Annotated in this window: 19 protein-coding genes and 3 pseudogenes; 14 read left to right on the forward strand and 8 right to left on the reverse strand. The window is 69.3% G+C overall.

Annotated features, from left to right (window positions below; all coding sequences use genetic code 11):
• Positions 1-4: 4 nt before the first annotated feature.
• Positions 5-1,291 (reverse strand): MFS transporter, encoded by a 1,287-nt coding sequence (locus WMF20_RS06770; protein ID WP_437611711.1) that lies wholly within the window; start codon positions 1,289-1,291, stop codon positions 5-7.
• Between the two features lie 309 nt (positions 1,292-1,600).
• A complete protein-coding gene (locus WMF20_RS06775) occupies positions 1,601-2,071 on the reverse strand; it encodes an N-acetyltransferase family protein (RefSeq protein WP_437611713.1) in 471 nt (156 codons plus the stop codon).
• Between the two features lie 103 nt (positions 2,072-2,174).
• Between WMF20_RS06775 and WMF20_RS06780 the strand changes: the two genes are divergently transcribed.
• From WMF20_RS06780 to WMF20_RS06825, 10 genes and pseudogenes are all read left to right on the forward strand, one after another.
• Complete coding sequence (locus WMF20_RS06780) at positions 2,175-2,858, forward strand: YqiA/YcfP family alpha/beta fold hydrolase (RefSeq protein WP_437611715.1); 684 nt, start codon at positions 2,175-2,177, stop codon at positions 2,856-2,858.
• 214 nt (positions 2,859-3,072) lie between these two features.
• A complete protein-coding gene (locus WMF20_RS06785; protein ID WP_437611717.1) occupies positions 3,073-3,882 on the forward strand; it encodes an alpha/beta fold hydrolase in 810 nt (269 codons plus the stop codon).
• A gap of 82 nt (positions 3,883-3,964) precedes the next feature.
• A complete protein-coding gene (locus tag WMF20_RS06790; RefSeq protein WP_129573584.1) occupies positions 3,965-4,492 on the forward strand; it encodes a hypothetical protein in 528 nt (175 codons plus the stop codon).
• A 124-nt stretch (positions 4,493-4,616) separates the two neighbouring features.
• Positions 4,617-5,228 carry an HAD family hydrolase gene (locus WMF20_RS06795; RefSeq protein WP_437611719.1) on the forward strand — a complete coding sequence of 204 codons (612 nt, stop codon included), beginning with the start codon at positions 4,617-4,619 and terminating at the stop codon, positions 5,226-5,228.
• Positions 5,229-5,823: 595 nt separating this feature from the next.
• Positions 5,824-5,913, forward strand: a pseudogene (locus WMF20_RS06800) (VOC family protein); the annotation flags it as partial.
• Positions 5,914-5,924: 11 nt separating this feature from the next.
• Positions 5,925-6,131: a hypothetical protein gene (locus tag WMF20_RS06805; RefSeq protein ID WP_437611721.1), complete on the forward strand. Its 207-nt coding sequence runs from the start codon at positions 5,925-5,927 to the stop codon at positions 6,129-6,131.
• Positions 6,132-7,075: 944 nt separating this feature from the next.
• Complete coding sequence (locus WMF20_RS06810; RefSeq protein WP_437611723.1) at positions 7,076-7,624, forward strand: TetR/AcrR family transcriptional regulator; 549 nt, start codon at positions 7,076-7,078, stop codon at positions 7,622-7,624.
• 84 nt (positions 7,625-7,708) lie between these two features.
• Positions 7,709-8,728 carry an NAD-dependent epimerase/dehydratase family protein gene (locus WMF20_RS06815; RefSeq protein WP_437333305.1) on the forward strand — a complete coding sequence of 340 codons (1,020 nt, stop codon included), beginning with the start codon at positions 7,709-7,711 and terminating at the stop codon, positions 8,726-8,728.
• Positions 8,729-8,951: 223 nt separating this feature from the next.
• The gene (locus WMF20_RS06820) at positions 8,952-9,554 is read left to right on the forward strand and encodes a hypothetical protein (RefSeq protein WP_437611725.1); all 603 of its coding nucleotides are present in this window, start codon (positions 8,952-8,954) and stop codon (positions 9,552-9,554) included.
• A 34-nt stretch (positions 9,555-9,588) separates the two neighbouring features.
• The gene (locus tag WMF20_RS06825; protein WP_437611727.1) at positions 9,589-10,500 is read left to right on the forward strand and encodes an MBL fold metallo-hydrolase; all 912 of its coding nucleotides are present in this window, start codon (positions 9,589-9,591) and stop codon (positions 10,498-10,500) included.
• Positions 10,501-10,559: 59 nt separating this feature from the next.
• Here WMF20_RS06825 and WMF20_RS06830 read toward each other — a convergent pair whose 3' ends face one another.
• From WMF20_RS06830 to WMF20_RS06840, 3 genes are all read right to left on the reverse strand, one after another.
• Positions 10,560-11,210, reverse strand: coding sequence for a transposase (locus WMF20_RS06830; RefSeq protein WP_437611728.1), 651 nt, complete (start codon positions 11,208-11,210; stop codon positions 10,560-10,562).
• A 195-nt stretch (positions 11,211-11,405) separates the two neighbouring features.
• A complete protein-coding gene (locus WMF20_RS06835) occupies positions 11,406-11,825 on the reverse strand; it encodes an outer membrane protein assembly factor BamB family protein (protein ID WP_437611730.1) in 420 nt (139 codons plus the stop codon).
• Between the two features lie 290 nt (positions 11,826-12,115).
• The gene (locus WMF20_RS06840) at positions 12,116-12,751 is read right to left on the reverse strand and encodes a DUF5906 domain-containing protein (RefSeq protein WP_437617085.1); all 636 of its coding nucleotides are present in this window, start codon (positions 12,749-12,751) and stop codon (positions 12,116-12,118) included.
• A 373-nt stretch (positions 12,752-13,124) separates the two neighbouring features.
• On the opposite strand from WMF20_RS06840, the gene WMF20_RS06845 reads away from it, so the two are divergent.
• Positions 13,125-13,874, forward strand: a complete 750-nt coding sequence (locus tag WMF20_RS06845) for an SDR family NAD(P)-dependent oxidoreductase (protein ID WP_187345819.1) — start codon at positions 13,125-13,127, stop codon at positions 13,872-13,874.
• Here WMF20_RS06845 and WMF20_RS06850 read toward each other — a convergent pair.
• Positions 13,859-14,257, reverse strand: a complete 399-nt coding sequence (locus tag WMF20_RS06850) for a nuclear transport factor 2 family protein (RefSeq protein ID WP_129574650.1) — start codon at positions 14,255-14,257, stop codon at positions 13,859-13,861. The two genes, WMF20_RS06845 and WMF20_RS06850, sit on opposite strands and share 16 nt — an antisense overlap.
• A 566-nt stretch (positions 14,258-14,823) precedes the next feature.
• Between WMF20_RS06850 and WMF20_RS06855 the strand changes: the two are divergent.
• Both WMF20_RS06855 and WMF20_RS06860 read left to right on the forward strand, forming a co-directional pair.
• Positions 14,824-15,415, forward strand: a pseudogene (locus WMF20_RS06855) (IS66 family transposase); the annotation flags it as partial.
• A 330-nt stretch (positions 15,416-15,745) separates the two neighbouring features.
• Entirely contained in the window at positions 15,746-16,750 is a 1,005-nt protein-coding gene (locus WMF20_RS06860) for an SGNH/GDSL hydrolase family protein (protein ID WP_437611731.1), read from the forward strand.
• A gap of 324 nt (positions 16,751-17,074) precedes the next feature.
• Here the strand turns inward: WMF20_RS06860 and WMF20_RS06865 are convergent.
• Positions 17,075-17,357, reverse strand: a pseudogene (locus WMF20_RS06865) (transposase domain-containing protein); the annotation flags it as partial.
• Between the two features lie 351 nt (positions 17,358-17,708).
• On the opposite strand from WMF20_RS06865, the gene WMF20_RS06870 reads away from it, so the two are divergent.
• Entirely contained in the window at positions 17,709-18,104 is a 396-nt protein-coding gene (locus WMF20_RS06870) for a hypothetical protein (RefSeq protein ID WP_437611732.1), read from the forward strand.
• A gap of 355 nt (positions 18,105-18,459) precedes the next feature.
• Here WMF20_RS06870 and WMF20_RS06875 read toward each other — a convergent pair whose 3' ends face one another.
• Entirely contained in the window at positions 18,460-24,075 is a 5,616-nt protein-coding gene (locus WMF20_RS06875) for an AAA family ATPase (RefSeq protein WP_437611733.1), read from the reverse strand.
• Positions 24,076-24,543 lie beyond the last annotated feature (468 nt).

Below are 24,543 nucleotides of genomic sequence, written 5' to 3' on the forward strand. Positions count from 1 at the left end.
ACCCTCACGTCGCGGCGGCGGCCTCCGGCTCCCCGGCCCGGGCTTCGCTCTCCTCGGTGTCGCGCTTCGCGTGCGGGAAGCGGTCCATGCGGCTCAGCACGGGGAAGGCGAGGGCCCACAGCGCGGCGACCACGACGGTGGCGCCGCCGCCGAGGAGGATGGCGGGGAGCAGGCCGAGCCAGCCGGCGGTGAGGCCGGACTCGAACTCTCCGAGCTCGTTCGAGGCGCCGATGAACACCGCGTTGACCGCGCTCACCCGCCCGCGGATCGCGTCCGGCGTCTCGAACTGCACGAGGATGTGGCGGATATAGACGCTCACCATGTCGCCAGCGCCGACGAGGAACAGGGCGACGAGCGCGGCGGTGAAGCTGTGCGTCTGCCCGAGGCCGATCGTGGCGAGCCCGAACACCGCGACGCCGCCGAACATCCAGCGGCCGACGTGCCGCGTGATCGGCCGGAAGGCGAGGACGCCGGCGGTGAGCGCGGCGCCCACGGCCGGCGCGGTGCGGAGCATGCCGAGGCCGGTCGGCCCGGCGTGGAGCACGTCGCGCGCGTACGCGGGCAGGAGCGCGACCGCGCCGCCGAACAGCACGGCGAACAGGTCGAGCGAGATCGCGCCGAGCACGGCCGGCCTCGACCACACGAAGCGCAGCCCCTCCAGCACCGCGTCGAGCGACGCCGGCTCGCTCCGCCTGGCCTGCTGGGTCGCGCGCGCGAGGCCCATGAGCAGGAGGGAGGCGAGGAGCAGCGCCGCCACGATCGCGTACACGATCGTCGACCCGGCGAGGTAGAGGAGCCCGCCGAGCGTCGGCCCGACGATGACCGCGACATGGAAGCTCGACGAGCTGAGCGCGACCGCCTTGCTGAAGCTGTCGGCCGGCACCAGGTTCATCAGGATCGCCTGCTGCGCCGGCATCATGAAGGCGCGCGCGCTGCCGAACAGCACCAGCACCGCGAACACGGGCCACACCACCGTGAGGCCCGACAGCGTGAACGCGAGCAGCAGCAGGGAGCAGAAGAGCTCCACCCCGAGGCCGACCGTGATGATGCGGCGCCGGTCGAACCGGTCCGCCGCCTGCCCGGCGACGAGGATCAGGGCGAAGAACGGCGCGAACTGGGCGAGGCCGATGAGGCCGAGATCGAAGACGTCGCCGGTGATCGCGTAGACCTGCCAGCCGATCGCGACGCTCTGCATCTGCACCGCGATCGCGGAGAGCAGCCTCGACGCGAGGTAGAACGAGAAGCTCCGGTGGCGCAGCACGCCGAGCCCGGTGAGTTGGTTGGAGGACATTCGACGCCTGCGGCGACCCTCGATGGGCAGTGTGGGCTCACGCTCGATGAGCAACAGCGCATGTCGCGACCGAGCCCGGGAGCCGCGCCACCGACACGAGCGTGCGCCGCTCCAGCAACACCCGCGCCACGGCGCGCCTCCCGAGGGCCGCGCGCCCGCGATCGACGCAGGATCCGCGGCCGCTGCTGCCGTGGCAGCAGCCGGTGCTGCTCCGCTGCGCCCCCACGAGCAGCGCCCGGGCACCGCGCACGACGCGGCGCCTGCGCGCCGCGCCGCTCCACCGCGGACGATCGGCGGGCGGCGAGCACGTCAGCCCTGGGCGAGCCTGGCGAGCGCCTCGCCCGTGAGGCGGTAGACGGTCCAGTCGTCCATGGGCCTGGCGCCGAGCTTCCGGTAGAAGCCGATGGCGGGCTCGTTCCAGTCGAGCACGGACCACTCGAACCGCCCGCAGCCGCGCTCGACCGCGAGCCTCGCCAGGTGCACGAGGAGGGCCTTGCCGTGGCCTGCTCCGCGGTGCTCGGGGAGCACGAAGAGGTCTTCGAGGTAGATCCCGGGCTTGCCGAGGAAGGTGGAGAAGCTCTGGAAGAACAGGGCGAAGCCGACCGTGACCCCGTCCGCCTCGGCCAGGACGACCTCCGCCGCGGGCCTCGGGCCGAAGAGGTGCGCCGCGAGCTCCTTCTCGTCGAAGACGACCTCGTGCGCGAGCCGCTCGTACTCGGCGAGCATCCGGATGAGGCGGGCGATGGTGGGGATGTCGGCGGCGGTGGCGGGGCGGATCATGGCGTCTCCGGCGCGTCATAACGCATCGCCCTGCCGGAGCGGAAGGGCCGCGCGGCGCGGCTTGCCGCTCGCCGCGCGCCCGCCCTAGGCTCTCCGCACCTCGATGAGCACGACACCGCCCTCCGCCGTCGGCCCGCGCTGGCTCTACCTGCACGGCTTCGCCTCGGGCCCGCGCTCGACCAAGGGCGTCCAGATCGCCGCGCACTACGAGCGGCGCGGGGTCGCCGTCGAGCGGCTCGACCTGCGGGTGCCCTCGCTCGAGCGCCTGCGCCTCAGCGCGATGATCGACGCCGTGAAGCAGGCGCTCGGCGGAGCGCGCGAGCGGGCCGTGGTGATGGGATCGAGCCTTGGGGGCCTCACCGCGTGCCGCGTCGCCGAGGAGGACGCGCGGGTGTGCGCGCTGGTGCTGCTCGCGCCGGCGTTCCGGATCATCGAGCGATGGCGGCGGCGGCTCGGCGAGGAGGCCTTTCGGGCATGGGAGGAGCGGGGGTGGCTCGAGGTCGACGATTACGCCGAGAAGCGGCGAGCCCGGGTGGACTACGGCTTTGCGCTCGACGCGGCCGAGGTGGATGACCGCTCGGGCGGCTGGCCCGACGTGCGGGTCCCGACGCTGATCGTCCACGGCCGGAGCGACGAGGTGGTGGACATCGATCTCTCGCGGACGTTCGCGGCGGGGAAGCGCCATGTCCGGCTCGTCGAGGTGGACGACGGCCACGAGCTCGTGACCTCGATTCCGCGCATCCTCCGCGAGTCAGACGAGCTCCTGCGCTCCTTCCTCGGGAGCTGACGAGCGCGCTCCTCCCAGCATCCCGGCACCAGGGGACGCGGAGCGCTGAACGTCTGCTCAGCGGAATCGCGTCGTCGCGCCGTCCGCCGGTTTCCTCGTCAGGCGAGTCGCATTGTACGCGCGAAGGGCACAGCTATCAAGAGTGGAGTGCTTCGCCTATCCCTCCGGTGCATCCGGCCGCGGATTGGCCGCGGCCGAGCGATCGGAGGAGCGAATGGAGACTGCGCCGGCCATCGGGCGGACCGCGTCCGTCAACGGCATCGACCTGTACTACGAGCTTCGCGGCGAGGGGCCGCCGCTCGTGCTGCTTCACGGCTTCACCGGGGTGGGCGGCGACTGGGGCCACGTGTTCGACCTCGCCGAGCTGGGGCGCGATCACCGCGTCATCGTCCCCGATCTGCGCGGGCACGGCCGGTCGACGAACCCGACCGGCGCTCTGACCATCCGCCAGTGCGCCCTCGACGTGTTCGCCCTCCTCGACCACCTCGGGGTGACGACGTTCCGGGCCATAGGCCTCAGCCTCGGCGCCAAATCCCTGCTGCACCTGGCCACGCAGCAGCCGGAACGCGTGGAATCGATGGTCCTCGTGTCCGCGGCTCCGTACTTCCCCGAGCAGGCGAGGGCGATCATGCGGCAGGTCTCCGACGAGGGTCGATCGGAGGGGGAATGGGAGGAGATGCGGGGCCGCCACAAGCTCGGCGACGCGCAGATACGGGCGCTGTGGCGTCAGCCGAGGCGCTTCGCCGAGAGCCACGACGACATGAGCTTCACGCCTCCTTACCTGTCGACCATCGCCGCGCGGACGATGATCGTGAGCGGCGACAGCGATCCCCTCTATCCCGCCGAGATCGCCCTGGAGATGGTCCGCGCCATCCCGCGCTCCTGCCTGTGGCTCGTGCCGAACGGCGGACACGGGCCCATCTTCGGCGCGTGGAAGGAGCCGTTCGCCCGCGCGGCGCTGGGCTTCCTGCGCGGCGAGCAAGGCGAGCAGGCGGCCCTCCCCGGCGGGGATCGCCGCACGTGACGCGGCCGGGATCGCGCCTCCGAGGCTCCACGCGTTCTCCGGGGGCCGCGCGCCGCCGAGGCGTGCTAGAAGGGGGGCGCACATGAGCAGGATCTCCGAGCGCGCGTTTGCCGAGATGGTCGAGGCGGGGTGTCCCTCGTGCGGAGGACGACGGCTCAACCTGCGCTCGTATGTCGACGGGCTCGTGCCGCTCATGGAGGGCGAGCCCGTGGGCCCGGTCAAGTGGGTCTACAAGGGCGAGATGTTCGTCGACGGGCTGTACGAGATCGCGTGCGGCGCGTGCCAGCACCTCCTGTTCACGGACGACCGCTGCCCGCGGTGCCACGCCGAAGGCGGCCTCGCGCGCGGGCTCACGACGACCAACGCGTACGCCGTGCCGGAGCGGTGCCCGCGCTGCGAGCACATCGAGGTGCGCTTCATCGCGTTCGTGCCAGCGCGCGTGAAGTACGAGGGAAAGCGCGCGGACAAGGCACAGACGAGCGTCGAGCTGCACGACCCCGGGTTCCACGGCTATCGCGTCGACTGCAAGGACTGCGGCAAGATCGCCGAGCGCACGGACGCGTGCCCGATCTGCGAGAGCCCCGCGCCGATCCGGGCGCGCTTCAGCTGAACCAGGTATTGGTCGGGCGGACCGCAGAAAGAACGCCGTCGGAGCCCGTTCCAACCAGCCCCGCCTCGTTCCCCTGCTCCGTGGCGGTGGCAGGGAGAAGGTCGATAGGGTAGGGTGGCGACCCATGCCTGGGCTCGTGTTCCCCTCCGGGTCGTTCGCTGCTTATCTCTTCGACTGCGATGGGACGATCGCGGACTCGATGCCGATTCATCATCGGGCTTGGCTCGAGGCGCTCGCCCCGCATGGATGCGAGTTCACCGACGAGGACTTCTACGGCTGGGCGGGTATGACGACCGACCGGATCGTCGAGCTCCTGAACCGGAAGTACGGGCTACGGATGCCGGTGGCCGAGGTCTTCGAGGCGAAGGAAGCGGCGTATCACCGGCTGCTGCCGGGCGTGCGCGGCGTGCCCGAGGTCGTGACCGCGCTCCGCGACCCTCCCCCGCGCACGAAGCGCGCCGTCGTCTCGGGGAGCCCGCGCGCGTCGGTGGAGAAGACGCTCGAGTTCCTGGGGCTCGGCGGGTACGTCGACGAGATCGTCGCGGCGGAGGACTATGCGCGGCCCAAGCCGGCGCCCGAACCGTTCCTTACGGCGGCAACGCGCCTCGGCGTCGAGCCGGCGCGTTGCCTGGTCTTCGAGGACGCCGTGCTGGGGATCGAGTCCGCGCGGGCCGCGGGCATGCAGTGGGTCCTCGTCGATCCCCGGGCGCTCCGCGCCGGGCGGCCGGATCCTTGATCCATTCGCGCGCTCGGAGACGGGGCTCTCGGTCGATAGCACCTCGGGTCAGAAATCCCGCCAGGAAGACCGGTCGATAGCGAGCGGTCGCTGGAAACAGTAGCGATTCTCATGGCTTCCGCCTGTTTCGCCGCCGAGGGCGGCTCTGGTGTGGCCCAACGGGGCGCCCTCCGCCGTCGCGTCGCCCGCGGTGAAGGGCCCGCGGCATCACCGATCGGGGTCGGCGCCTAGCCTGGCGGCGCAGCGCCGCGGGATTCTCCTTCGCTCGCCGCCCTGTGGTCGGGCCCCTCGATGCGCTGCCGCCTGTTTCGGGATCGTGCCTGCGTGCCCGCACTCTGCCAGCCCAACGTTGAATTGACCTGCGGCGCTTCGCGCCGTCAGGTCCAATTCTGTGTTGGGCGGTGCCTGGTCGCGCATCATGGGATCAGACATCCCAGAGCCGCCTCTTGCCGGGCTGAGAGCCGCCGCTCGCCGCAGCAGCGCTCGTGGTCGCGCCGTACCTCTCCGCCATGGCGCCGCCAGGACCTGAGCGTGTCGGCCGGCGTCGTCCGGTCTGCGGTCGGCACGGGCGGTTGCAGCGCCGGGCGCTCCGAGGCCCGAGAACCCCTGCTGGCGCGACAAGGGGTTCACCTTCGAGGACCCCGACGGGTGGCGGGTGGTCCTCTGCCAGACGGCCGGGATCTGACGAACTGCCGTGTGAGACCCCTGGTCGCTCTCGCGTACTACCCGCTCTGGGCCGCCGCCGTGACCGTCGCGGTCACCGCGCTGCGGCTCGGGCGCAACGTGGGCCGCGGCCTCGTCGCCCTCTGTCTCTTCCTCGCCTTCTGGGTCACAGGGCTCATCCTGCTCGAGACCGACGGCACGCTCGCCGTCGCCGAGCACGTCCTCCCGAGGCGTAGGTAAAAGAAGCCGGATCGCAGCGCGAGGAGCGCGTAGGTAAAAGAAGCCATCGCAGCGGATGACGATCAGGGGCGCGAGAGGCTCGTGCGATACTGCTCCCGCCCGGCCTTCGCACTCGATCGAATCGAGCTCCTGCCCGATGGGCGTATAGCGTAATTGCTGAAGACACCTCGGCGGGGACGCACTCACCGCGTCATGAGGTAAATGGAGTTCATGGCCCGGCTCGCGGCTTTGACTCCTCCGCCGAAGATCCCGCTTGTGAGATACCATGGCGTGTTCGCGCCTCGCGCGTCGTGGCGCTCTCTCGTGACACCCAAACCTCCGGCCCGCGCCGCGAAGTCTGAGCCGTGCGCGGGGCACGCGCCTCTGCCGGCCGCGCCCGCCGCGCCCGCGTCGCCGTGCGCTCCGCCGGCGCTCTCAGCGAGGTCGCTCGCGCATGCCGAGCCCACGGTGCGAGTTGAGCCGACCCTGATCTCGGTCTTGCACTGGGGGCGGCTGCTCGAAGGGGAGTTGTTCGCAACGTCGCGCTACGTCGAGTGGGCCGTGCTCATGAAGCGTTCGTTCGGCTTCGATGCGCTCCGCTGCCCGAGATGCGAACGGAGGATGCGCGTGCTTTCCACGAACACCGACTCAGCGGTGGTGCGCCACATCCTCGACCATCTGAGCTTGCCCTCGCAGCCCCGAACGGCAGCACCCGCGCGCGATCCAACCTTACATGGAGCGAATCTACGCTCACCCCAACGCGCCGCCGCGCATCGCCCAGGCCCTGGCGAGCATCGCGGCCAAGTAGGTCGCCCTCATCGCCCAGGGTCAATCCACGTAGACGCCGTCGCATAGCGCACATCGACGGCCGAGAGCGTCGCCCGCGCGGTCTCGTTCAGCGCGCCGTCGGGCTGCCTCCGGGTCGCGAGGAGCTGCCAGAGGCTAGCTGTGCTAGCCTGACGGCGATGGCCGACGTCAAGGACAAGTTGCTCGCCGTAGCGTACCGGGTACTCGAGAGCGAAGGCCCAGCGGCGCTCACGACGCGGCGGGTGTGCGAGGAGGCCGGCGTGACGATGCCGACCCTCTACCACCACTTCGGCAACCGGGACGGGCTCGTGGCTGCGGTCCACGCCGTCGCGCTCGAGAAGTTCATGGCGAAGAAACGGGCGCTCACGCCGACAGACGACCCCGTCGCGGATCTCCGCACGGGCTGCGAGCACGTGCTCGAATTCGTGCAGGCCCACCCCTCCGTCACGGTCGCGTTGATGGCGCGCGGCATCGAGCAGCCGTCGATATTCGAGCCGAGCTACGCCCTGATGCGGCACCGCCTCGAGCGTTGCGCCAGGGCGGGCGCCCTGCGCGTGCCGATCGAGCGCGCTGCCGAGCACGTCTGGGCCGTCGTCCAGGGCCTCGCGCTCAGCATCGTCGCGAGCCCTTCCGGCGCACCACCGAGCCGCGCCACCTTGGCGGGGGCGCTCGACGCGGTGTTCCAAGCGATCGCCGACCAATTGTAGCGACGCTATAGACAAGCCGTGTAGCGATGCTATAGATGATCCTGGAGGGCGCGCCGGAGCGGGCCCGAACAGGAGAGATTCGTCATGGCAGAGACCGTGTTCGTCACCGGAGGCAGCGGCTTCGTGGGCCGCGCCATCGTCCGTGCGCTCATCGCGCGTGAGTACCGCGTCCGTGCCCTCGCGCGAAGCGCCGCCAGCGCTGCCAAGCTCGCCGCTCTCGGCGCCGAGCCCGTCCGCGGCGACCTCCACGACGCCGCCGCGCTCACCGAGGGCTGCACGGGCGCCGCGGTCGTAGTGCACGCGGCCGCGTCCCTCACCTCGGCCCTGCGCTGGGGCGAGCACGCCCGCACCAACGTCGAGGGCACCGGCGGCTTGCTCGCAGCGGCGCGCGCGGCCGGCGTCCGCCGCTTCATCTACCTCGGAGCTGCGTCGGTTGTCATCGAGGGCTCTCGGCCGAGCGAAGGGGACGAGGACGCTCTGCCGCCCAGGGTCGACCGCTCCTTGCCGTACAGCGCGACGAAAGCGCTCGCCGAGGCGATGGTGCTCGAGGCAGACAGCCCCGCGATGCGCACCGTGAGCCTCCGCCCACCGATGATCTGGGGCCCGGACGCGCAGACCCTTGACATCATCGCGGAGGCCTTCCGCGCCGGGCGCTTCGCCTACGTCGGCGGGGGCAAACACCTCTACAGCGTCGCCCACGTCGACAATGTCGCCGAAGCGGTGAGCTGCGCAGTGCGCAGTGACGTCGGCGGGCGCGCGTATTTCGTGACCGACGACGAGGTCACTCCGATGCGCACCTTCTTGACGGAGCTCATGGCGACGCGCGGCGTGGACGCGAAGGCCTGGTCCGTACCCCTCCCCCTGGCGGTGCTGTTCGGGTGGCTCCTCACCAACCTGTTCGGGTGGTTCGCGCCGCGACGGCGCCCACCGCTCACCCTCGAGGACGTGCGGCTCCTCGGGCAAACGCTTCACCTCTCGTCTGCTCGGGCGAAGAAGGAGATTGGCTACCGCGCCGTGCGGAGCCGCGCGGAAGGCCTCGCCGCGCTCCGGGCCCATGGCAGCGCCGTTCGGCGGAGCGGCGAGAGCCCCGCGCTCGCGCATTGAGGCGCGGTCGATGGCTGTACCGGTTCTCCGTGAGGGTGACAGCGGCTGGCAGAGAACAAGAGAGAAGATGGAGAAGGCAAGAGGGCGCACGGTGGCGAGAGCGAGCTGCCATCGCGCCGAGGAGAATGCCACCGCGCTCGCTTCGGGCAACGTCGCGCCCTCGCCATCCTCGCGGTGCTCGGCAAGCGCCTGCGCGCGGCTGCGGGCGGCTGCGGGCGCTCGGTTGCCCTGCACTGCGCGCGGCGGCCCCGCGACAGCGCTCCGGCGCTCGCTCGCCGGCGCCGCGCTGGCAGGCGCGCTCGCCTGGGGCTCCCCCGCCCGCGCCGCGGAGACGCAGAGCCTCGCCGAGGCGGGGATAAGCCCCGACCTCGCCTGGGCCGCGTCGCAGCTCATTCCGAGCCCCACCTGGCACCTCTACGCCGACGACACGCGCTTCGGCCTGCGCTGGCAGCTCACCCCCCTGCTCTACTCCTTCGGCAGAAATCGAAGGCTGTCCCCCTGGCGCAGCCTCCTCGCCGAGCCGCTCGCGCGGCATGCCGGAGCGCTCGAGATCCATGTCACGCCCGAATACCTCTTCTCCGGCGCCGGCATCGAAGATCACGTGCAGCTGACTGGCGGCGTGCGCGCCTACTTCCCCCTGCTCCACCGCGGAGAGTACCTCTCCTGTTCGCTCGGCGGCTCCGCCTTCACGCTCGGCGGCGAGGTCGCGGCGGCGTACGAGGCCGGCCTCTACACCCTCTTCGGTGTCATCGGCGTGCAGGTCGCCTACTCTCCGACGCGCGCGCTGCGCGGGACCACGTTGACGCTCAACCTCAGGTACTTCTGACCCCATGCTCCGCGCGACAAGCTCCACCGCTCTCATGGCGCTCCTCGCCGCCTCGGCGCTGTCCTGCAACAGCATGCCGGGGCGCGTCCTGTCAGGCAACACGGGCGCGCTGTTCGGCGGCCCGGCGCCCGTCGCCAACAAGGTGCGAGAGCCCTACCGCAAAGACGCGCGCCTGGCCGTCCTCTGGGTCGGCCACGCGACGGCGCTCGTCCAGATCGACGACAAGCAGATCCTCACGGATCCGGTCTTCACCTCGACCGTGGGCCTCCTCGCCGCGCGGCTCGTCGAGCCGGGCCTGGACCCGGAGCACGTGCCGCCCCTCTCGGCGGTGCTGGTCTCGCACACGCACTTCGATCACCTGTCGCTCGGCTCGCTCGAGATGATCGAGGAGAAGACACCGGTGCTCTTTGTCCCCCGCGGCGCCCTCCCCTACGTGCCCGATTTCGCGTTCGACACGATCGAGCTCTCCACGTGGCAGCGCTGGGAGCACGACGGGCTGCGGATCACCGCCGTCCCGGTGAAGCACGGGGGAGGCCGCTACGGAGTCGACATCGCCCTCGGCTGGGGTGGATTCACGGGGTACGTCGTGGAATATCATGGGATCACCGTCTACTTCGGCGGGGACACCGCTTACGATCGCAAGGTGTTCACGGAGACGCGGGCGCGGTTCCCCGCGATCGATCTCGCGCTGATGCCGATCGCGCCGATCGGGCCGCGCGATTTCATGCACTCGCGCCACGTGGACCCGGCAGAGGCGCTAGAGGCCTGCGAAGATATGGGCGCGAAATGGATGGTGCCGATCCATTTCGACACGTTCATCAACTCCTCGGACGAGCCCGGCCAGGCGGTCTCCGAGCTCAAGCGCGTGATGGCGGCCCGGCGGATCCCGCCTGGGAAGGTCCACATCCTCGCGCCGGGAGAGCAACGGATCCTGCTCGGCCGCTAGGATCGAGCGCCGGAGGGAGGTCGCTCCTACGCGCTCGCGAACGGGCGGCGCCGCGCGCGCTACGGGGCGCACCGGCGTGCCGTGGGCACACGTGTCCGTCCGGGCGTTGGTCTGGCCCGGGAAGCGCGTCGCGAGACGCTATATGGTGCGCACCGGCGCGCGTCGCTGCGTGCAAGGTGAAGCCATCGAGCGCAGCGCACAGCGGCTTGTCGTAGGCGAGCGCGCTCGGAGAAGACGGCGAGAGCCCGCGGAGCCATTGCGGGGCGACGACGTGTGGCGCGGCTCTCGTCCGAGACGGCGGAGGCACAGAGCACGGCCTCGGGCTCGTCGTCCTCCTCGACGTCGTGCTCGATCTCGAGATGCCCGTGCCGCCTGAGGGTTCGGAGCATCCGCCCGACGGCGTGCTCTAGGACCTGACCGACCTCGCCCGTTCGCAGGTCACCGAGTTCGTTCCACACGAGCTCGGTGCCGTCTTCGTGATAAGCCCCGTCGAGGAAGACCACGTGCAGATGCGGATTGAGCCGCATGTCGCCGGACGTGCGTTGCACGACGGTCACCGCGCCGCTCTCGACCGCGCCGCACGCGCCTCGGCGCGCGGCGCGCGTTTCGTAGAACCGCTCCACGCTCTCGACGAAGATGCGGGTCAGCACGCCGAACGACGCCCCGTCCTGGGCGAGCCTGCGCCGCCACGAAAACGGAAACGCCAACACCCACTGTCAGAACGCCACCTCGTGCAGGACGTCCTCGATCAGGTTCGCCGCCGTGGCACACATGCGTCGGCCCAGACACGACGGGCAGAAACCGCCGCTGCCGCTGTTCCTGCGGCTCGGCGCGGCGGTGCAGGCGCGCGTGCACGCGTACCGGATCGACTGGGAGGCGCGGGCGGCGTAGCGCCGGGGGGGGCGTCAGTCCTTGTCGTCCGGCTGCGCCACATTGTCCGGCACGCCCAGGGCGACCGGGCCCATCCCCTTGCTCTTGAACTGGTTGTGCCAGAAGCTCTTGCCGGTGAGCGAGAAACACTCCACCTCGCCCTGCTTGGCGACGAAGAGCCGGTCTCCCTCCAGGAGGAGCGTGGCGCGGCCCTGCGTGGCGGCCTTCACCTCCCAGAGCAGCTCGCCCGTAGGGTAATGCAGACAGGCGACGCGGCTGAAGCTCGCCGCGTAGATCGCCGCAGGCGTGATCAGGAGCGCTGTGGAAGAGAAACCGCCCCCGGCCTGCTTGTACTCCCAGAGCACGCGCCCGGTGCCCGGATCAACGCCGAAGATCTGATCCCGGAACGCCGCCACCAGCACCGGCGCCGCCGCGATTGTTCGGTATTCGCTCATACGTCCCCTCGCTTCCTGATTGCGTCCAGCGAGCTATCAGCCGGGGGGGCGGCGCGGCAAGCTGCGAGCACGTGCGGGGTCGCGAGCCGCGCGCACGGCGAAGGTGCGAGCTCGCATGGGCTCCTGGCGGAAAGGTGATGCGGGGAGCGAGCTCATCTCAAGCGGCTCCTCGCTGCGCTCCTCCGGCGCAATGGTAGTCTATCGGAACACCTCGGAGAGCGCGGGGGTGGCTCCGCTCGCGGAGGGCTCGGGGCCGCTCGCGGAAGATCGACAGGTCGCCCGCGTTCGCTCTACTCTCCTCCGCCTCCCGGGCTTCGATGAAAGACACTGCACCGACGCAAGATCAGGTCATGTGCTTCTATCGAGCCGCGCTCCCGGCGGCGCAGCTGATCGACCGGGCCGCCGAGCCCTGCGCCCCGGCAGGGCAGGGTGTTCCCTGACGGCTCGATAAAAGCCATGCCGGTCATCTGGTTACTCGCGATATTATGCATCCTTGGCTCAGGACATGGTCGGTCTCGGACTTCGGCCAGCGAATCTACCTCGTACGCGCGAACCACGCGCCCGATGATCCCTCCAGGGCACACCTGGAGCGCGTCCCGCCCCTGTTTGCATCGTCCGCGATCGATGCCCGGCGGAGCGAGGATCTCCACGTCCTTCAGGAGATCTACTGCGAGCTCACCCTCACGGTGCTTTCTCTCCGCCATCACCGGATCGCCGGTCACCACCGCCTTGAACGCTCCACCCTCGAGGCGCTCTCCGCTGGGCGTTTTCGACACGAAGTTAGCCAGTTTCCCTTCTGGCGCAGACAGCGCAAATCGCTCCGTCCACCGTTGCGGCGGAAGGCTCGCGAGTGCTTCCGGCGGAAACATCGCCCTCACGAGGTTGATCCCCGCGCTCTTGCCGTTCCCGCCCTCGCCAAATAGAATCGAGCAGTGCTGACATCTGACGGCGTCGCCAGCGTAATGTAGACAATATTACATATCCAAGTAAACTCGTTGGATCTGTTAATATTTATGCGCGGATCAGTGGATCGTATTTCTTGTACGTTATGCCAACTGCCGGTCGTTGGCGGAAAATTCTTGACAGGACGGAATGGTTTCGCGCGGGCTATCCTCGGTGGCACGCCAGCGCGAACGCTTGGACGGCCTCGGCCTCGTCAAGGCGAGCCCGCGGCGCCGCGAACGTCGCGACGAGCACCGGCGGTCCCTCGGGCCGCTCCTTTTCGCCGTCGTCCCGTCAGCTGGAGACAGCCAGTCTTTCGATCCATTTCAATATTTATTACACGGAGTTGAGATTGCCATGCTCAGCAATAAAGTCGTTTTGATCACCGGGGCCACATCGGGAATCGGGGCCGCGACAGCGATCGCGGCGGCGCGGGCCGGCGCCAAGGTGGTGCTGGCCGCGCGACGCCAGGAGATGGGCGACGCGCTCGTGGCCCGCATCAAGGTGGAGGGTGGAAACGCGCTGTTCGTCCGCACCGACGTCACCGTCGAGGCGGACATCCAGGCTCTGATCGAGCGCACCGTGGAGGCTCATGGGCGGCTGGACAGCGTCTTCAACAACGCCGGTATCGCCACCGCGCTCGGGCCGCTCGCGGACGTGCCGGTCGCCGATTACCTCGCTCTCATGCAGGTCAACCTGCACAGCATCTATCTGTGCATGAGGTATCAAGTGCCTGTCATGAAGAAGGGCGGCGGCGGCTCGATCGTCAACTGCGGCTCGATCGCCTCCACGGTCTCTGCGCCCGGGTTCGGCGTCTATGCCGCGACCAAGCACGCGATCCTCGGCCTCACCAAGTCTGCGGCCATCGACTACGCGGCGGACAAGATTCGCGTCAACGCCATCCTGCCCGGCCCGGTGGAGACCGAGATCTGGGATCATATGCAAAGCGGCGAGCAGGTGCTCGACGCCTTCGGCGCGGCCACGCTGATGAAGCGGTACGCGCACGCAGACGAGATCGCTCGACCGGCGGTCTTCCTGCTGTCCGACTGGTCGTCGTACATGACCGGCACGCAGCTGACCGTGGACGGCGGCTACACCGCAGTGTGACCCGGGGCAGCGCGCCTCGGAAGATCCAGGCGCGCTGCCGGCACCTCGCCGCGACGTCGTTCCCGAGGAGCGCATGCTCGCGCAGATCGTGAGCTGGCCCCTGAGACGGTTCGTTCGATGCTGCCGAACATCAGCCGGTAGAAGCGCTCGTTGGCGGCGCGCCCGGAGACCCAGGTTGGCGCCGGCGGCATGGTGGTGCGCATGTCTTCGTGGAACAACGCGACCAGGGCATCCAGGTTCGCCTCCTCGAAGGCGCGCACATACTGTTCGAGCAGACGCGGATCCACTTGCGTGGTCCTCGCGATGTCGACCGGCTCCGCCCCGCCGATCTTGCTGCCGGTCGCGGAGCGGGCGCGGAACAACGCGCTGTTCGCGGCCTCCACGCTCGTAGCGAGCGCTTGCGCCGCGGACTCACCCCTCTGGTGCGACCGGCAGCCCGAGCAGCCGACCGACCGCCTCGTGAACGACCCGGGCCGCCACCTCGTCCCCGAGGGCGACGGCGCAGCTCAGGATGCTGGCGAGCGAGGCCAGCAGGACCGCTCGAGGCGGCGGATCGGTCGCGACGCGCTCCCGAGGCCCCGGGCTTGACGCTTGGGCCCGGGTTGGGCCCACGCCTTCCGAGGGGCTGCGATCCGTCGTCACGCCCTCCCAAAATCCCGGGGCATCCGACGTATCGCGACGGTTCGTCCCCGCGGAATCGTCCCGCCAGGATTTCTGAGACGTCGGGGCGGAGGATGGGATCACTTCCACCTAAACGGCCGCCCCTGCCGTTCAGCTCGGGGTTCGCCTCGTCCAGAGGAGCGAAGTCCCCCAAGCCGAGCTCAGCAACCTTGCGCGCCGCGCGCTTGTAGTGGTGGATCTGACGGCTCGACTTATGCCCGGTCCGATCGGAGATCCACGTTTCCGTGCGGCTGTTCGCGAGCTTGATCGTGATGAAGGTCGCGCGGGTGGCGTGCCTCTGTCGCCGTCGACACTGGGAGACTGGTCCGCCTTCGCGCTCGATGTGCTCGCTCCCGTGGCCGAGAGGCTTGAGGAGCGGGTGCTGGGCTCGTCCTACCTGCGCGCCGATGACACGGGGATGCGGGTGCTGGATCGAGATCATCCGGCGGGCGTGAAGCGAGGCCACATCTGGGCCTTCGTCGGGGCGGATCTCGTGGCGTTCCTGTACGCACCGGACTGGACGGCGAAGCATCCAGCCGCGCTGCTGCATCAATCAGGAGGCTGCGTGGCGGCGCAGCCTCACGGATGGACGCTTCGAGATAGATAACGGCGAGGTCGAGCGGCAGCTAAGACGTGTAGCACTCGGAAGAAAGAACTACTTGTTCGCAGGCTCCGACAAGGGCGCTCAGCGCCTGGCCATCGGCTACACGATCTTCGGCTCGTGCCGGATGCACGGAGTCAACCCGCTCGCCTGCGCGACGGACGTCATCGGCAAGTTGCAGGCGGGCTGGCCGCGCGGACGGCTAGACGAACTGCTGCCCGACGCCTGGGCGAACTCGTTGCTCTCTGCTCCGAGCGCCGGCGACGCCGACGCGACCTGAACCACGCGCGCTTTGGTCGGCGACACAGGTGGAGGCCACCTCACCGGGCCCTCTTTCAGGACCGCCTGTGTCCGCGCCGAGTCGTGGGCCGACGCCGCCCCGCGCCCAACATCGTGGACCCCGGCGAGAGCCGCAAGGGGCCGTGCCCATGGCGATGGTCGGGTGGTTACGGTGTAACCGCCGTTCGCGCTCGGGCGCCGCGTGGCCGCGAAGAGCGCCGCCGTCCAGACGCACTTCCCCTCGCGATGAAATCGTTCAACGATGACGGAAACTTCGATAAGCTGCGCCTCACAATCGCGGTGGAGCACGCGATCGTGCTATGCGTAGCACATGCTCGTACACCGACTAAAATTCTCTTCTTCCGCCGTCCTCGCGTGTGTGGTGCTGCTCGTCGCAGCGTGCAGTGACGACGCCGACTCGCCGGGCACGACGACGGGCGGAACCGCGAGCACGACCAGCTCCGGGACCATGAGCGGCAGCGGGACAGCGGCGGGTGGCGGCGACTCGCCCGGCAGCTCCGCGTCGAGCGCGACCAGCGGGGGCGCCGGCGGAGCGGGCTCGGGTGGCATGGGCGGCGGATCCGACGGTGTCGGAGGTACCGCGGGCGACGGAGGTGCCGCGGGCGACGGAGGTGCCGCAGGGGGCAGCGCTGGCGAGGGCGGCGGCCCGGCATTCCAGCCCTGCCCGGCGAGCGGCCCCTGTAAGATCATGCCCTTCGGCGATTCAATCACGCAGGGTTTCAACGTCGCCGGCGGCTACCGCGCCCCGCTGTTCCACCTCGCGCTCGAAGCGGACCGCGACATCACCTTCGTCGGTTCCGCCAATGATTACAGCGTGCCCATGGTGGACGGCGTGACGTTCCCGAGGAACCACGAGGGTCACGGCGGCTGGACGATCGAGGGCAACAACGGCATCGCGAAGCTCGTGGGCACCAGCATTCCGAATTACGCGCCCAACATCATTACGTTGATGATCGGAACGAACGACATCAACGGTAACATCAACATTGCGGACGCACCGAATCGCCTGGGCAAGCTGCTCGACTCGATTTTCATGCGTGATCCGAACATCCTCGTGGTGCTCGCGCAGATCGTGCCGTCGAGAACGGACGGCACGAACAACGCCATCAAGGCCTACAACGCGGCCATGCCCGACCTGGTTTCGACGCGCGTCAGCAAGGGGCAGCACATCGTGCTGGTGGACATGTACACAGCGTTCACCAACGACACGAACTACAAGCAGTCCCTCCTCGCCGACAATCTCCACCCGAACCAGGCAGGGTATAACCGCATGGCCGATGTTTGGTTCCAGGCGTTGAGCCCGTACCTCCGCTGAAATCGAAAGGCGAACGCCACCAACGCTCGATCAGATTCGCGGCGCACGCCGTTCGAGCCGAAATTGAGGAGCTCGCGGCGTAACCCCGGCGATTGGTTCGCCCCGGCGCAATCACCTCGCCTGGTATCGAAAACGAATGGCACCACGACGCGGCGTAAGCGCCCGGCCATCGCCATGGGCACGGCCCCTTGCGGCGCTCGCCGGGGTCGACGATGCTGGGCGCGGGGCGGCGTCGGCCCACGACCCGGCGCGGGCGCGCGTGGACTTGCAAGGGAGCCCGGCGAGGCGGCATCCGCCCGCGTCGCCGGCCGAAGCTCGCGTTGTTCAGGTCGCGTCGGCGTCGCCGGCGCTCGGAGCAGGACGCGACGATCTCGCCCATGCGTCGGGCAGCAACTCGTCCAGCCGGTCGCGCGGCCAGCCCGCCTGCAGCTTGCCGATGACGTCTGTCGCCCACGCGAGCGGGTTGACTCCGTGCATCCGACACGAGCCGAAGATCGTATAGCCCACGGCCAGGCGCTGAGCACCCTTATCAGAGCCCGCGAATAAATGATTTTTTTCTGCCGACGGCTACACGTCTTAGCTGCCGCTCGACCTCGCCGTTATCTAGCGCGCCGGCAGCGAACAGCGGGTGCACGGTCAGCGTCGACGAGTCGCCCTCCCAGAGGCGCCTCACCATCGACCTGAATGGCCCCGGATACTTTGGGCCGTGCTGCTTCTGGGTCGATGGGCGCGAGCTCCACGCCACGAAAGACATCCGGGGTGAGCGCGACGACGAGAAGTTCAAGGAAGAAGTCCGAGCGGACGTGGCCAAGCTCGGCGGATTTGTGAAGATCGTCGATCGGACCTGGAGGATCAAATCGCGCGACGCCGGAGGCATCATGTACTGATGTCAACGCCGTCCCAGTACGGTGGCCCCCGGTTGGGAGAGCGGCACGACCGACGAGAACAGCTCGGGGGAGTGGCTCAGAAGCGCGGCGCGGCCGCGGGCGTGCAGCGTGGGGACGCGACCGGCGGCAGCGGCTTCGTGACCGTCAGCGCCAGCGGCGGCTTCATCGCCGAGGACGTCGAGATCAGGCACAAGAAGGTGAAGCTCCGCTTCAAGTGCCCGGGCGCGGCCCGCCGCCCGAACGCGGCCCAGCTCGCGCTCGCCGAGGCGAGCCTCGAGGCGCAGTTCCCCGGCGACGAAGGCATCTTCCTCGGCCAGCTCCTCGGGCAGGCGGTGTCCGTGGTGCTCCGGGTGACGTGGGCGATGAAAACCTCGGTAGAGGACCAGCGTCATTGGATGCAGCCTGAGCCGACAACGCCGGGGTCCGCCACGGCGCCGGTGACCGCGTCTACATGTATTTGGACGTAGCGTTGATCTTCGCATTCGTCACCCCAGCCGACGCCGACTACGTATGCTAGCGTCTCGTTGGCAAGTGCTGGCGAGCGAGGCGACCACCGCAGCCCGACGCGACGGATCGGTCACGGCGAGCTCCCCAAGCCCGGGGCTTGGCCGCTGGGCCCGGGTTGGGTCCACGCCCACCGAACGGGTGCGATCAGTCGCCACGCTCTCCCGAGATCCCCGCGGAAGCGACGGATCGCGACGGTTCGCCCCCGCGAAAGAGTCCCGCCAGGATCTCTGCGTGACGGCGTGCGGGATCAGACGCTCGCTGTCGGCGGCTACCGATACCGCGGTCTATCACGCACGAAGCCGCTCGAGGCGACCGCTACGACGACAAATCCCCCGCGCGCTCGGTCGAGAGCGGCAGCTCGACGCAGAAGGTCGAGCCCCGTCCGACCTCGCTCGACACGCGGATTCGGCCGCCGTGCGCCTCGACGATGGTGCGGGTGATGTAGAGGCCGAGCCCGAGCCCCCCGAAATGCTTCGACGAGACGCCGCGGCGAAATCGTTGGAAGAGCTGCGCCTGCACTTCGGCCGGGATCCCGATCCCACGGTCCGTCACCGAGAGCCGCGCGACCCGATCTTCCCGGGTGATGGCGATGTCGATCGGCTGGCGTTCCCCGAACTTGATCGCGTTGGTGAGGAGGTTGGTCACGACCTCCTCCAGGCGGTGCGGGTCCCACCGGCCGATGACCGGCTGCTCCGCGCGCACGACGACCGCGCTGCCTGACTGCGCGATCTGATGGCCGAGGAGGGCGACGACCTCGTCCACGAGCGCGCGCAGCTCGACGGGCGCCGTGTACAGCTCGAGCCTCCCCGCCTGGATCCGGGAGACGTCGAGGAGCATATCGACGAGGTCGGTGAGGCGCTTGACCTGGCGGCAAGAGAGGGCGACCGCGGATCGCACGCGCTCGACGTCCATGCCCCGCGCGAGCCTTTGCGCCAGCGATTGAATGGCGAGCTGCAGGCTGGTGAGCGGGGTGCGGAGCTCGTGCGAGGCGACAGAAAGGAACTCGTCCCGCAGGTGCACGGCCTCCTCCGCTGCCGTGCGCGCCCGCCGCTCGTCCAGGAGGAGCTGATCGCGCTGCTGCTCGGCGCGCACGCGCGCGGTGATGTCGCGGAAGCTCCAGACCCGCCCGACCACGCGCCCGCCGAGGCGCTGGGGCTGCGAATAACGCTCGAAGACGCGCCCGTCCGCGAGCGGGATGGTATCGACGCTGGACTCCTCGGGCGAGGCATAGAGAGCGCGGATTTTTTGCAGGAACGCCTCGGGATCGAGGACCTGGTCGGAGGTGAACGTACGGAACGTGTCGTCCGACCCGGCGGAGATGATCTCGTCCGGGATGCGCCACATCGCCGCGAACCTGTGATTCTGACGCACGACGTGCTGCTCGTCGTCGACGACGAGGATGCCGTCCGCCGTCGATTCGAGCGTGGCCTCGAGGAGCGAGTAGGAATGGCGGAGCACCTCCTCGGCGCGCCGTCGCTCCGCGTTCTCCTGCTGCAGATCCGCATAGAGGCGCGCATTCTCGATGGAGCTGGCCGCCTGGGCCGAAAGGAGCCGGATCACCTCGACGCGATCGGGGGTGAAGGCAGAGCGGGTGAGGTCGTTTTCGAGATAGATCACGCCGGCGAGGCGGCCCTTGTAGACGATGGGCGCGGCGAGCGAGGAGCGCGGCGCACCGCCGGCGAAGCAGGGATCGCGCCCGAACGGCCCGTCGATCGCGAGGTCGCCGAGCAGGACGGTCTCGCGCGTCCGCGCCACGTACGTGACGACGCTGGCCGGCAGGTCCTTGCGGTCCTCGAGGGGCGCCGCGCCGAGCACGTCGACCGACGCATCCCGGATGTGGTGCTCGGCCTCGACGACGAGCCGTCCGTCACGCAGGAGCAGGAGGACGCCGCGCCGCGCGCCGGCGTTCTCGACCATGATGCGCATGAGCGCGTCGAGCAGGCGGTCGAGGACGATCTCGCCCGAGATGGCTTGGGAGGCTTTGAGCACCGAGCCGACGTCGAGCGCGGCGCCGGCCTGCGGGCTCCTCTCGCCGCGGAGGCTCTCGCCCGGGACGAGGTCGGGGTACGCGTGCTCGAGGCGCCGCATCGCCTCCGTCGCGCCCCAGCGGCCGTACGCCCTGTGCGCCTTGGTCAGGTAGGCGCCGGCGATGGTCTCCTTGCCGAGCGCGCGGAAGCAGAGGCCCGCGAGCTCGTTGCCGAGCGCCTCGTCGTGGAGATAGCCGCCGCGCTGCGCGAGCGCGATCGCCTCGTCGTAGCGGTCCCCGGCGGCGCGCGCGTCGCCGCGGGCGCGCTCGAGCTCGGCGAGGAGGAGGGCGCGGCGGTGCGCCAGGTTCTCCGGGCAGAGGTCCGCCCAGCGCGAGAGTTTTTCGGCGGAGACCTCGGCGCGGGCGAGGAAGAGCGCGCGCTCCTCTGGGGAGACGACGTCCGCCGCCTGCGTGAACGCGATGCCTGCGTAGCAATGGAACGCGGGGGTGCCATGCCAGGCCGCCACGGCCGGGATTTCGATGTTCGGCAAGAGCGCAGCGCGCGCCGCTTCCTCGAACGCCCCCTGGAAGACGCAGAGGACGACGATGTAGAAGTGGGCGAAGAAGAACGAGGCCTGGTTGTCGATGCGGCGGGACTCCCCGATCACCTCGTCGATATCGACCCACGCCCCCTTGAGCGTGGCGGGGCGCTCGGTCTCGACCGAGAGCTGGTGCGCCATCTGTCCGACCGCGCCGACCATCCAGGTGATGGCATTGAACTCGTCGAGCTTGCGCATCGGCTGGTAGCTCTGCGCCTCGGCGAGGAGGTCGGAGAGCGGGAGGCCGCGCAGGAGGCTGTTCGTGATGCCATTGACGGTGTTGTAGAACGACCAGATATACTGGCCCGTTTCGAGCCCGGCGTGCATCCCGGCGACCAGCGACGCCTTGCAGGTGGCGTAGCCCTCTCGCCAATGCTGCACGAAGGCGCCCCACATATTGCGGAGCATCGCCTCGGACTTCTTGTCCGTGTAGCGGTCCGCGAGGTCGACGGCGGCGCGGCCGAAGCGGTAGCCGAGCGCGATGTCGCCGCGGGCGCAGAGGAGCATCCCGAAGTTCATGCAGCCGAAGATCGAGTTCTTCGAGAGCCCGTGGCGCAGCGTGTTCTCGAGGATCTGTGCGACCGTGATGCCGAGGTTGTTCGTGGCCAGGAAGTAGCAGGGGAGAAAGAGCTCCTGGAGCACGTCCTGCATGGCGAGGATCTCCGGGTCCGCGAGCGGCGGCAGGCCTGGCAGCGCCTCGATCGTCCTTTCCCGGACGAGATCCATCGTCGCCCGCACCTGGGCGTCGAGCATGACTTCGTCCGGGAATGGAGGCAGGTCGATCCCGAACGGGCGCAGGGCCTCCAGCCCCTCCGCGAGCGCGGCTGGCAGGTCGTTCTTGAGCACCTGCACGTTCATCTTGAGCCGCAGCACCTCGGTGCGATCGAGCCGGCTCGCGGCCCGCTCCAGGCCATCGGCGAGGATCGCGAGGGCGTCGTCATGCCGGCCGCAGAGCGAGAGCATCAGGGCGGTTCTCTTCGCGTACTCGAGGCGGAGCGGGTACTGTGACGCCCAGGCGTCCTCCGGAAGGCGTAGGAGGCCGAGCTGCAGGTAGCGCAGCGCGGCGCCGAAGGCGGCCGAGTCCTCGGCGCGGCATGCGGCCTCGAGGCTCATGCGGGCGAGGTGCAGGCGCTCCGCGGGGTCCGACACGAGGTCGCCTGCGCTGTTCATGTGGCGGACGACGTCGAAGAGGCTCTGGCTCTCCGAGAGGTCTAGCTTGCCCGCGAGCAGCCGGCCGATCCGGAGGTGGGAGGCGGGTCGGTCCACCTCCGGGATCATCGCGTAGGCGCCCTCCTGGACCTTGTCATGGGCGAAGCGGTAGCCGCCGCGCCCGGCGATCACGAGCCCCTCGCTCACGGCGAGATCGAGGCGGGCGTACGCGTCTTCCGTCGAGCACTCGTTCACCGCGGCGAGCACGTCGAGGTCGAACCGGTTGCCGATCGCCGCGGCGAGGTTGAGCGCCTTCACCGTCGCCGGCGGCAGGCGCGCGATGGTGCGCACCATGAGGTCTGCGACGTTGTCCGTGTACCGGAGCGCGTCGATCGCGGCGAGGTCCCAGCGCCAGCCTGATCCGGCTGCGTACGCGAGGACGCCGTGGTCGTGCAGCGACCGGACGAACTCCTTGACGAAGAACGGGTTGCCGCCGGTCTTCTTCTGCACCGCATCGGCGAGCGGCCCACAGTCGCTGCGCTTGAGGCTATCCGAGAGCATCTCGATCAGGTGCAGGCGCGCGAGCGGGGCGAGGACGATGTTGCGCACGACGAGCCCGGCTTGCTTGAGCTCTTCGATCGCCACGGCGAACGGGTGCCCGGGCGATACCTCGTTGTCACGGTAAGCGCCGCAGAAAAAGAGCGCATCGAGCGAGTCGTCGGCGAGGAGCGCGCGGAGCAGCACGAGGCTCGCGGGGTCGATCCACTGAAGATCGTCGAGGAACAGGACGAGCGGGTGCGTGCGCCGCGCGCACACCGAGACGAACAGCAAGAAGCACCGGTTCAGGCGGTTTTGCGCCTCGATCGGGCCGAGCGCCGGGACGGGCGGCTGCGGGCCGATCACGTGGCAGAGCGACGGGATGACGTCGCAGACGACCTGCGCGTTCGGCCCGAGCGCCTCTAGGAGCGCGCTCCGAAAGCGGAGGATGCGCGCATCGCTCTCGGTGAGGATCTGCCGCACGAGGCCGTCGAACGCCTGGATCACCGCGCTGTAGGGCGCGCCGCGGTTGTATTGGTCGTATTTGCCGCTCGTGAAATAGCCCTTCTGCCGCGCGAGTGGCTTCAAGATCTCGTGCACGAGCGAGGACTTCCCGATCCCCGAGTAGCCGGAGACGATGACGATCTCACGGCTGCCCTCGAGCGCGCGCTCGAACGCGGCGGTGAGCGTCTCGATGTCATGCTCGCGGCCGTAGAGCTTCTGGTGGATCCGGAAGAGGTCCTGACGATCGCGCTGGCCCGCGACGAAGGGCTCGATCGTCCCCGTGCCGCGCAGGGCCTCGCGGCAGCGATCGAGGTCGGCGAGCAGGCCCTCGGCGCTCTGGTAACGCTCCTCGGCGTTCTTCGCGAGCAGCTTGAGCACGACGTCGGAAACGGCCTCGGGGATGGCCGGATCGACGCGGGACGGCGGCGTGGGCGCGAGGGCGAGGTGCGCGTGAATGAGCTCCATCGGGTCCAGGGCCTCGAAGGGGCGCTGACCCGTGAGCATCTGGTACAGGATGACGCCGAGCGCGTAGAGGTCGGTCCGGTAGTCGACGCCGCGGTTCATGCGGCCTGTCTGCTCGGGGGAGACGTAGGGCAGCACCTCGGCGATGACCGCCGGCGCGTAGAGCCGTTCGTGCGCGCGGGTGATCTCGGCGTCGACGCCGAAGCCATTGATCTTGACCGCGCCGTGCGCGCCGACGAGCACGTTCTGCGGGCGCAGATCGCGGTGGACGAGCCCGGCCGCGTGCACCGCGGCGAGACCTTCTGCGAGCGCGGCCGCGAGATCGAGCGCCTCGCCGACCGGCATCCTGCGTGACGGGCGCGCGGCGAGGATCCGCGCGAGATCGCGGCCCGGGAAGTCCTCGAGGACGACGATCAAGGAGCCGGCGAGCGACTCGATGCCGCGCAGCGCGACGAGGCGGGGCGAGGCGAGGCGCGCGACGCGCTCGTACTGGTGCTTGAAGCGCGCGACCTCGGCGCCGGTCGATCTTTCCGCGCGCAGGATTTTCAGCAAGACCGGGACGCTGTCGCCTTCGCGGCATGCGCGGTACAGGGTGAAATCGACGGTTTCCTCGATCTTCTCGCGGAGCAGGTAGCCTCTCTCGACGATCATCGCAAACCTTGCTCGCTCGCCCGTTAAGGCGACGCACTGCGACCAGCTAATTTTATATCCCAAAGGGTGTGACTTGGCACCGGGGGAGTTTGGACCACGCCCAGTTCGTGCGACTCTTGGGTGTGCAGGCGCGTGAGGTCGTCAGGACACTCCGAACGCCGCCCTGGAGTCTGGACGCTCGGCGCACCCGTTGGCGGCCAGGGGTCTCCTGGGAGGGGTGTTCTGCCTCTCCCGGAACTTGACGGCCAGCCCGCCGTGCTACGCACGGGGGAAGGCCGTGCTACGCACGGGGGAAGGAGCGCGTCTTCCCGACCCGACGCGCGATCCCTGGATAGAGCGCCGGCCAGCCAGCGTGGTGTAGACAATATTACACAGTCGAGTGAGCTCGTGGGATCGATTGGTTTTATAGGCGGATCAGCGGATCCGTGCCTTTTGTAAGTTATATAAACTGCCGGTTATTGGCGGGAAAATATTGACAGGTCGGAATGGCTTTGCGCGGGCTATTCTCCTCCAGTCGTAGATCGGCTGCGT

This window comes from Sorangium sp. So ce834 (assembly GCF_051521425.1).
GTDB lineage: Bacteria > Myxococcota_A > Polyangia > Polyangiales > Polyangiaceae > Sorangium > Sorangium cellulosum_D.

What these genes read in the sequence shown, in the direction of transcription:
- WMF20_RS06810 (WP_437611723.1), top strand. Translation starts at nt 7,076, where the DNA reads ATGGCCGACGTCAAGGACAAGTTGCTCGCCGTAGCGTACCGGGTACTC.
- WMF20_RS06860 (WP_437611731.1), top strand. Translation starts at nt 15,746, where the DNA reads ATGCTCGTACACCGACTAAAATTCTCTTCTTCCGCCGTCCTCGCGTGT.
- WMF20_RS06835 (WP_437611730.1), bottom strand. Translation starts at nt 11,825, where the DNA reads ATGAGCGAATACCGAACAATCGCGGCGGCGCCGGTGCTGGTGGCGGCG.
- WMF20_RS06845 (WP_187345819.1), top strand. Translation starts at nt 13,125, where the DNA reads ATGCTCAGCAATAAAGTCGTTTTGATCACCGGGGCCACATCGGGAATC.
- WMF20_RS06785 (WP_437611717.1), top strand. Translation starts at nt 3,073, where the DNA reads ATGGAGACTGCGCCGGCCATCGGGCGGACCGCGTCCGTCAACGGCATC.
- WMF20_RS06825 (WP_437611727.1), top strand. Translation starts at nt 9,589, where the DNA reads ATGGCGCTCCTCGCCGCCTCGGCGCTGTCCTGCAACAGCATGCCGGGG.
- WMF20_RS06790 (WP_129573584.1), top strand. Translation starts at nt 3,965, where the DNA reads ATGAGCAGGATCTCCGAGCGCGCGTTTGCCGAGATGGTCGAGGCGGGG.
- WMF20_RS06795 (WP_437611719.1), top strand. Translation starts at nt 4,617, where the DNA reads ATGCCTGGGCTCGTGTTCCCCTCCGGGTCGTTCGCTGCTTATCTCTTC.
- WMF20_RS06815 (WP_437333305.1), top strand. Translation starts at nt 7,709, where the DNA reads ATGGCAGAGACCGTGTTCGTCACCGGAGGCAGCGGCTTCGTGGGCCGC.
- WMF20_RS06780 (WP_437611715.1), top strand. Translation starts at nt 2,175, where the DNA reads ATGAGCACGACACCGCCCTCCGCCGTCGGCCCGCGCTGGCTCTACCTG.
- WMF20_RS06775 (WP_437611713.1), bottom strand. Translation starts at nt 2,071, where the DNA reads ATGATCCGCCCCGCCACCGCCGCCGACATCCCCACCATCGCCCGCCTC.
- WMF20_RS06770 (WP_437611711.1), bottom strand. Translation starts at nt 1,291, where the DNA reads ATGTCCTCCAACCAACTCACCGGGCTCGGCGTGCTGCGCCACCGGAGC.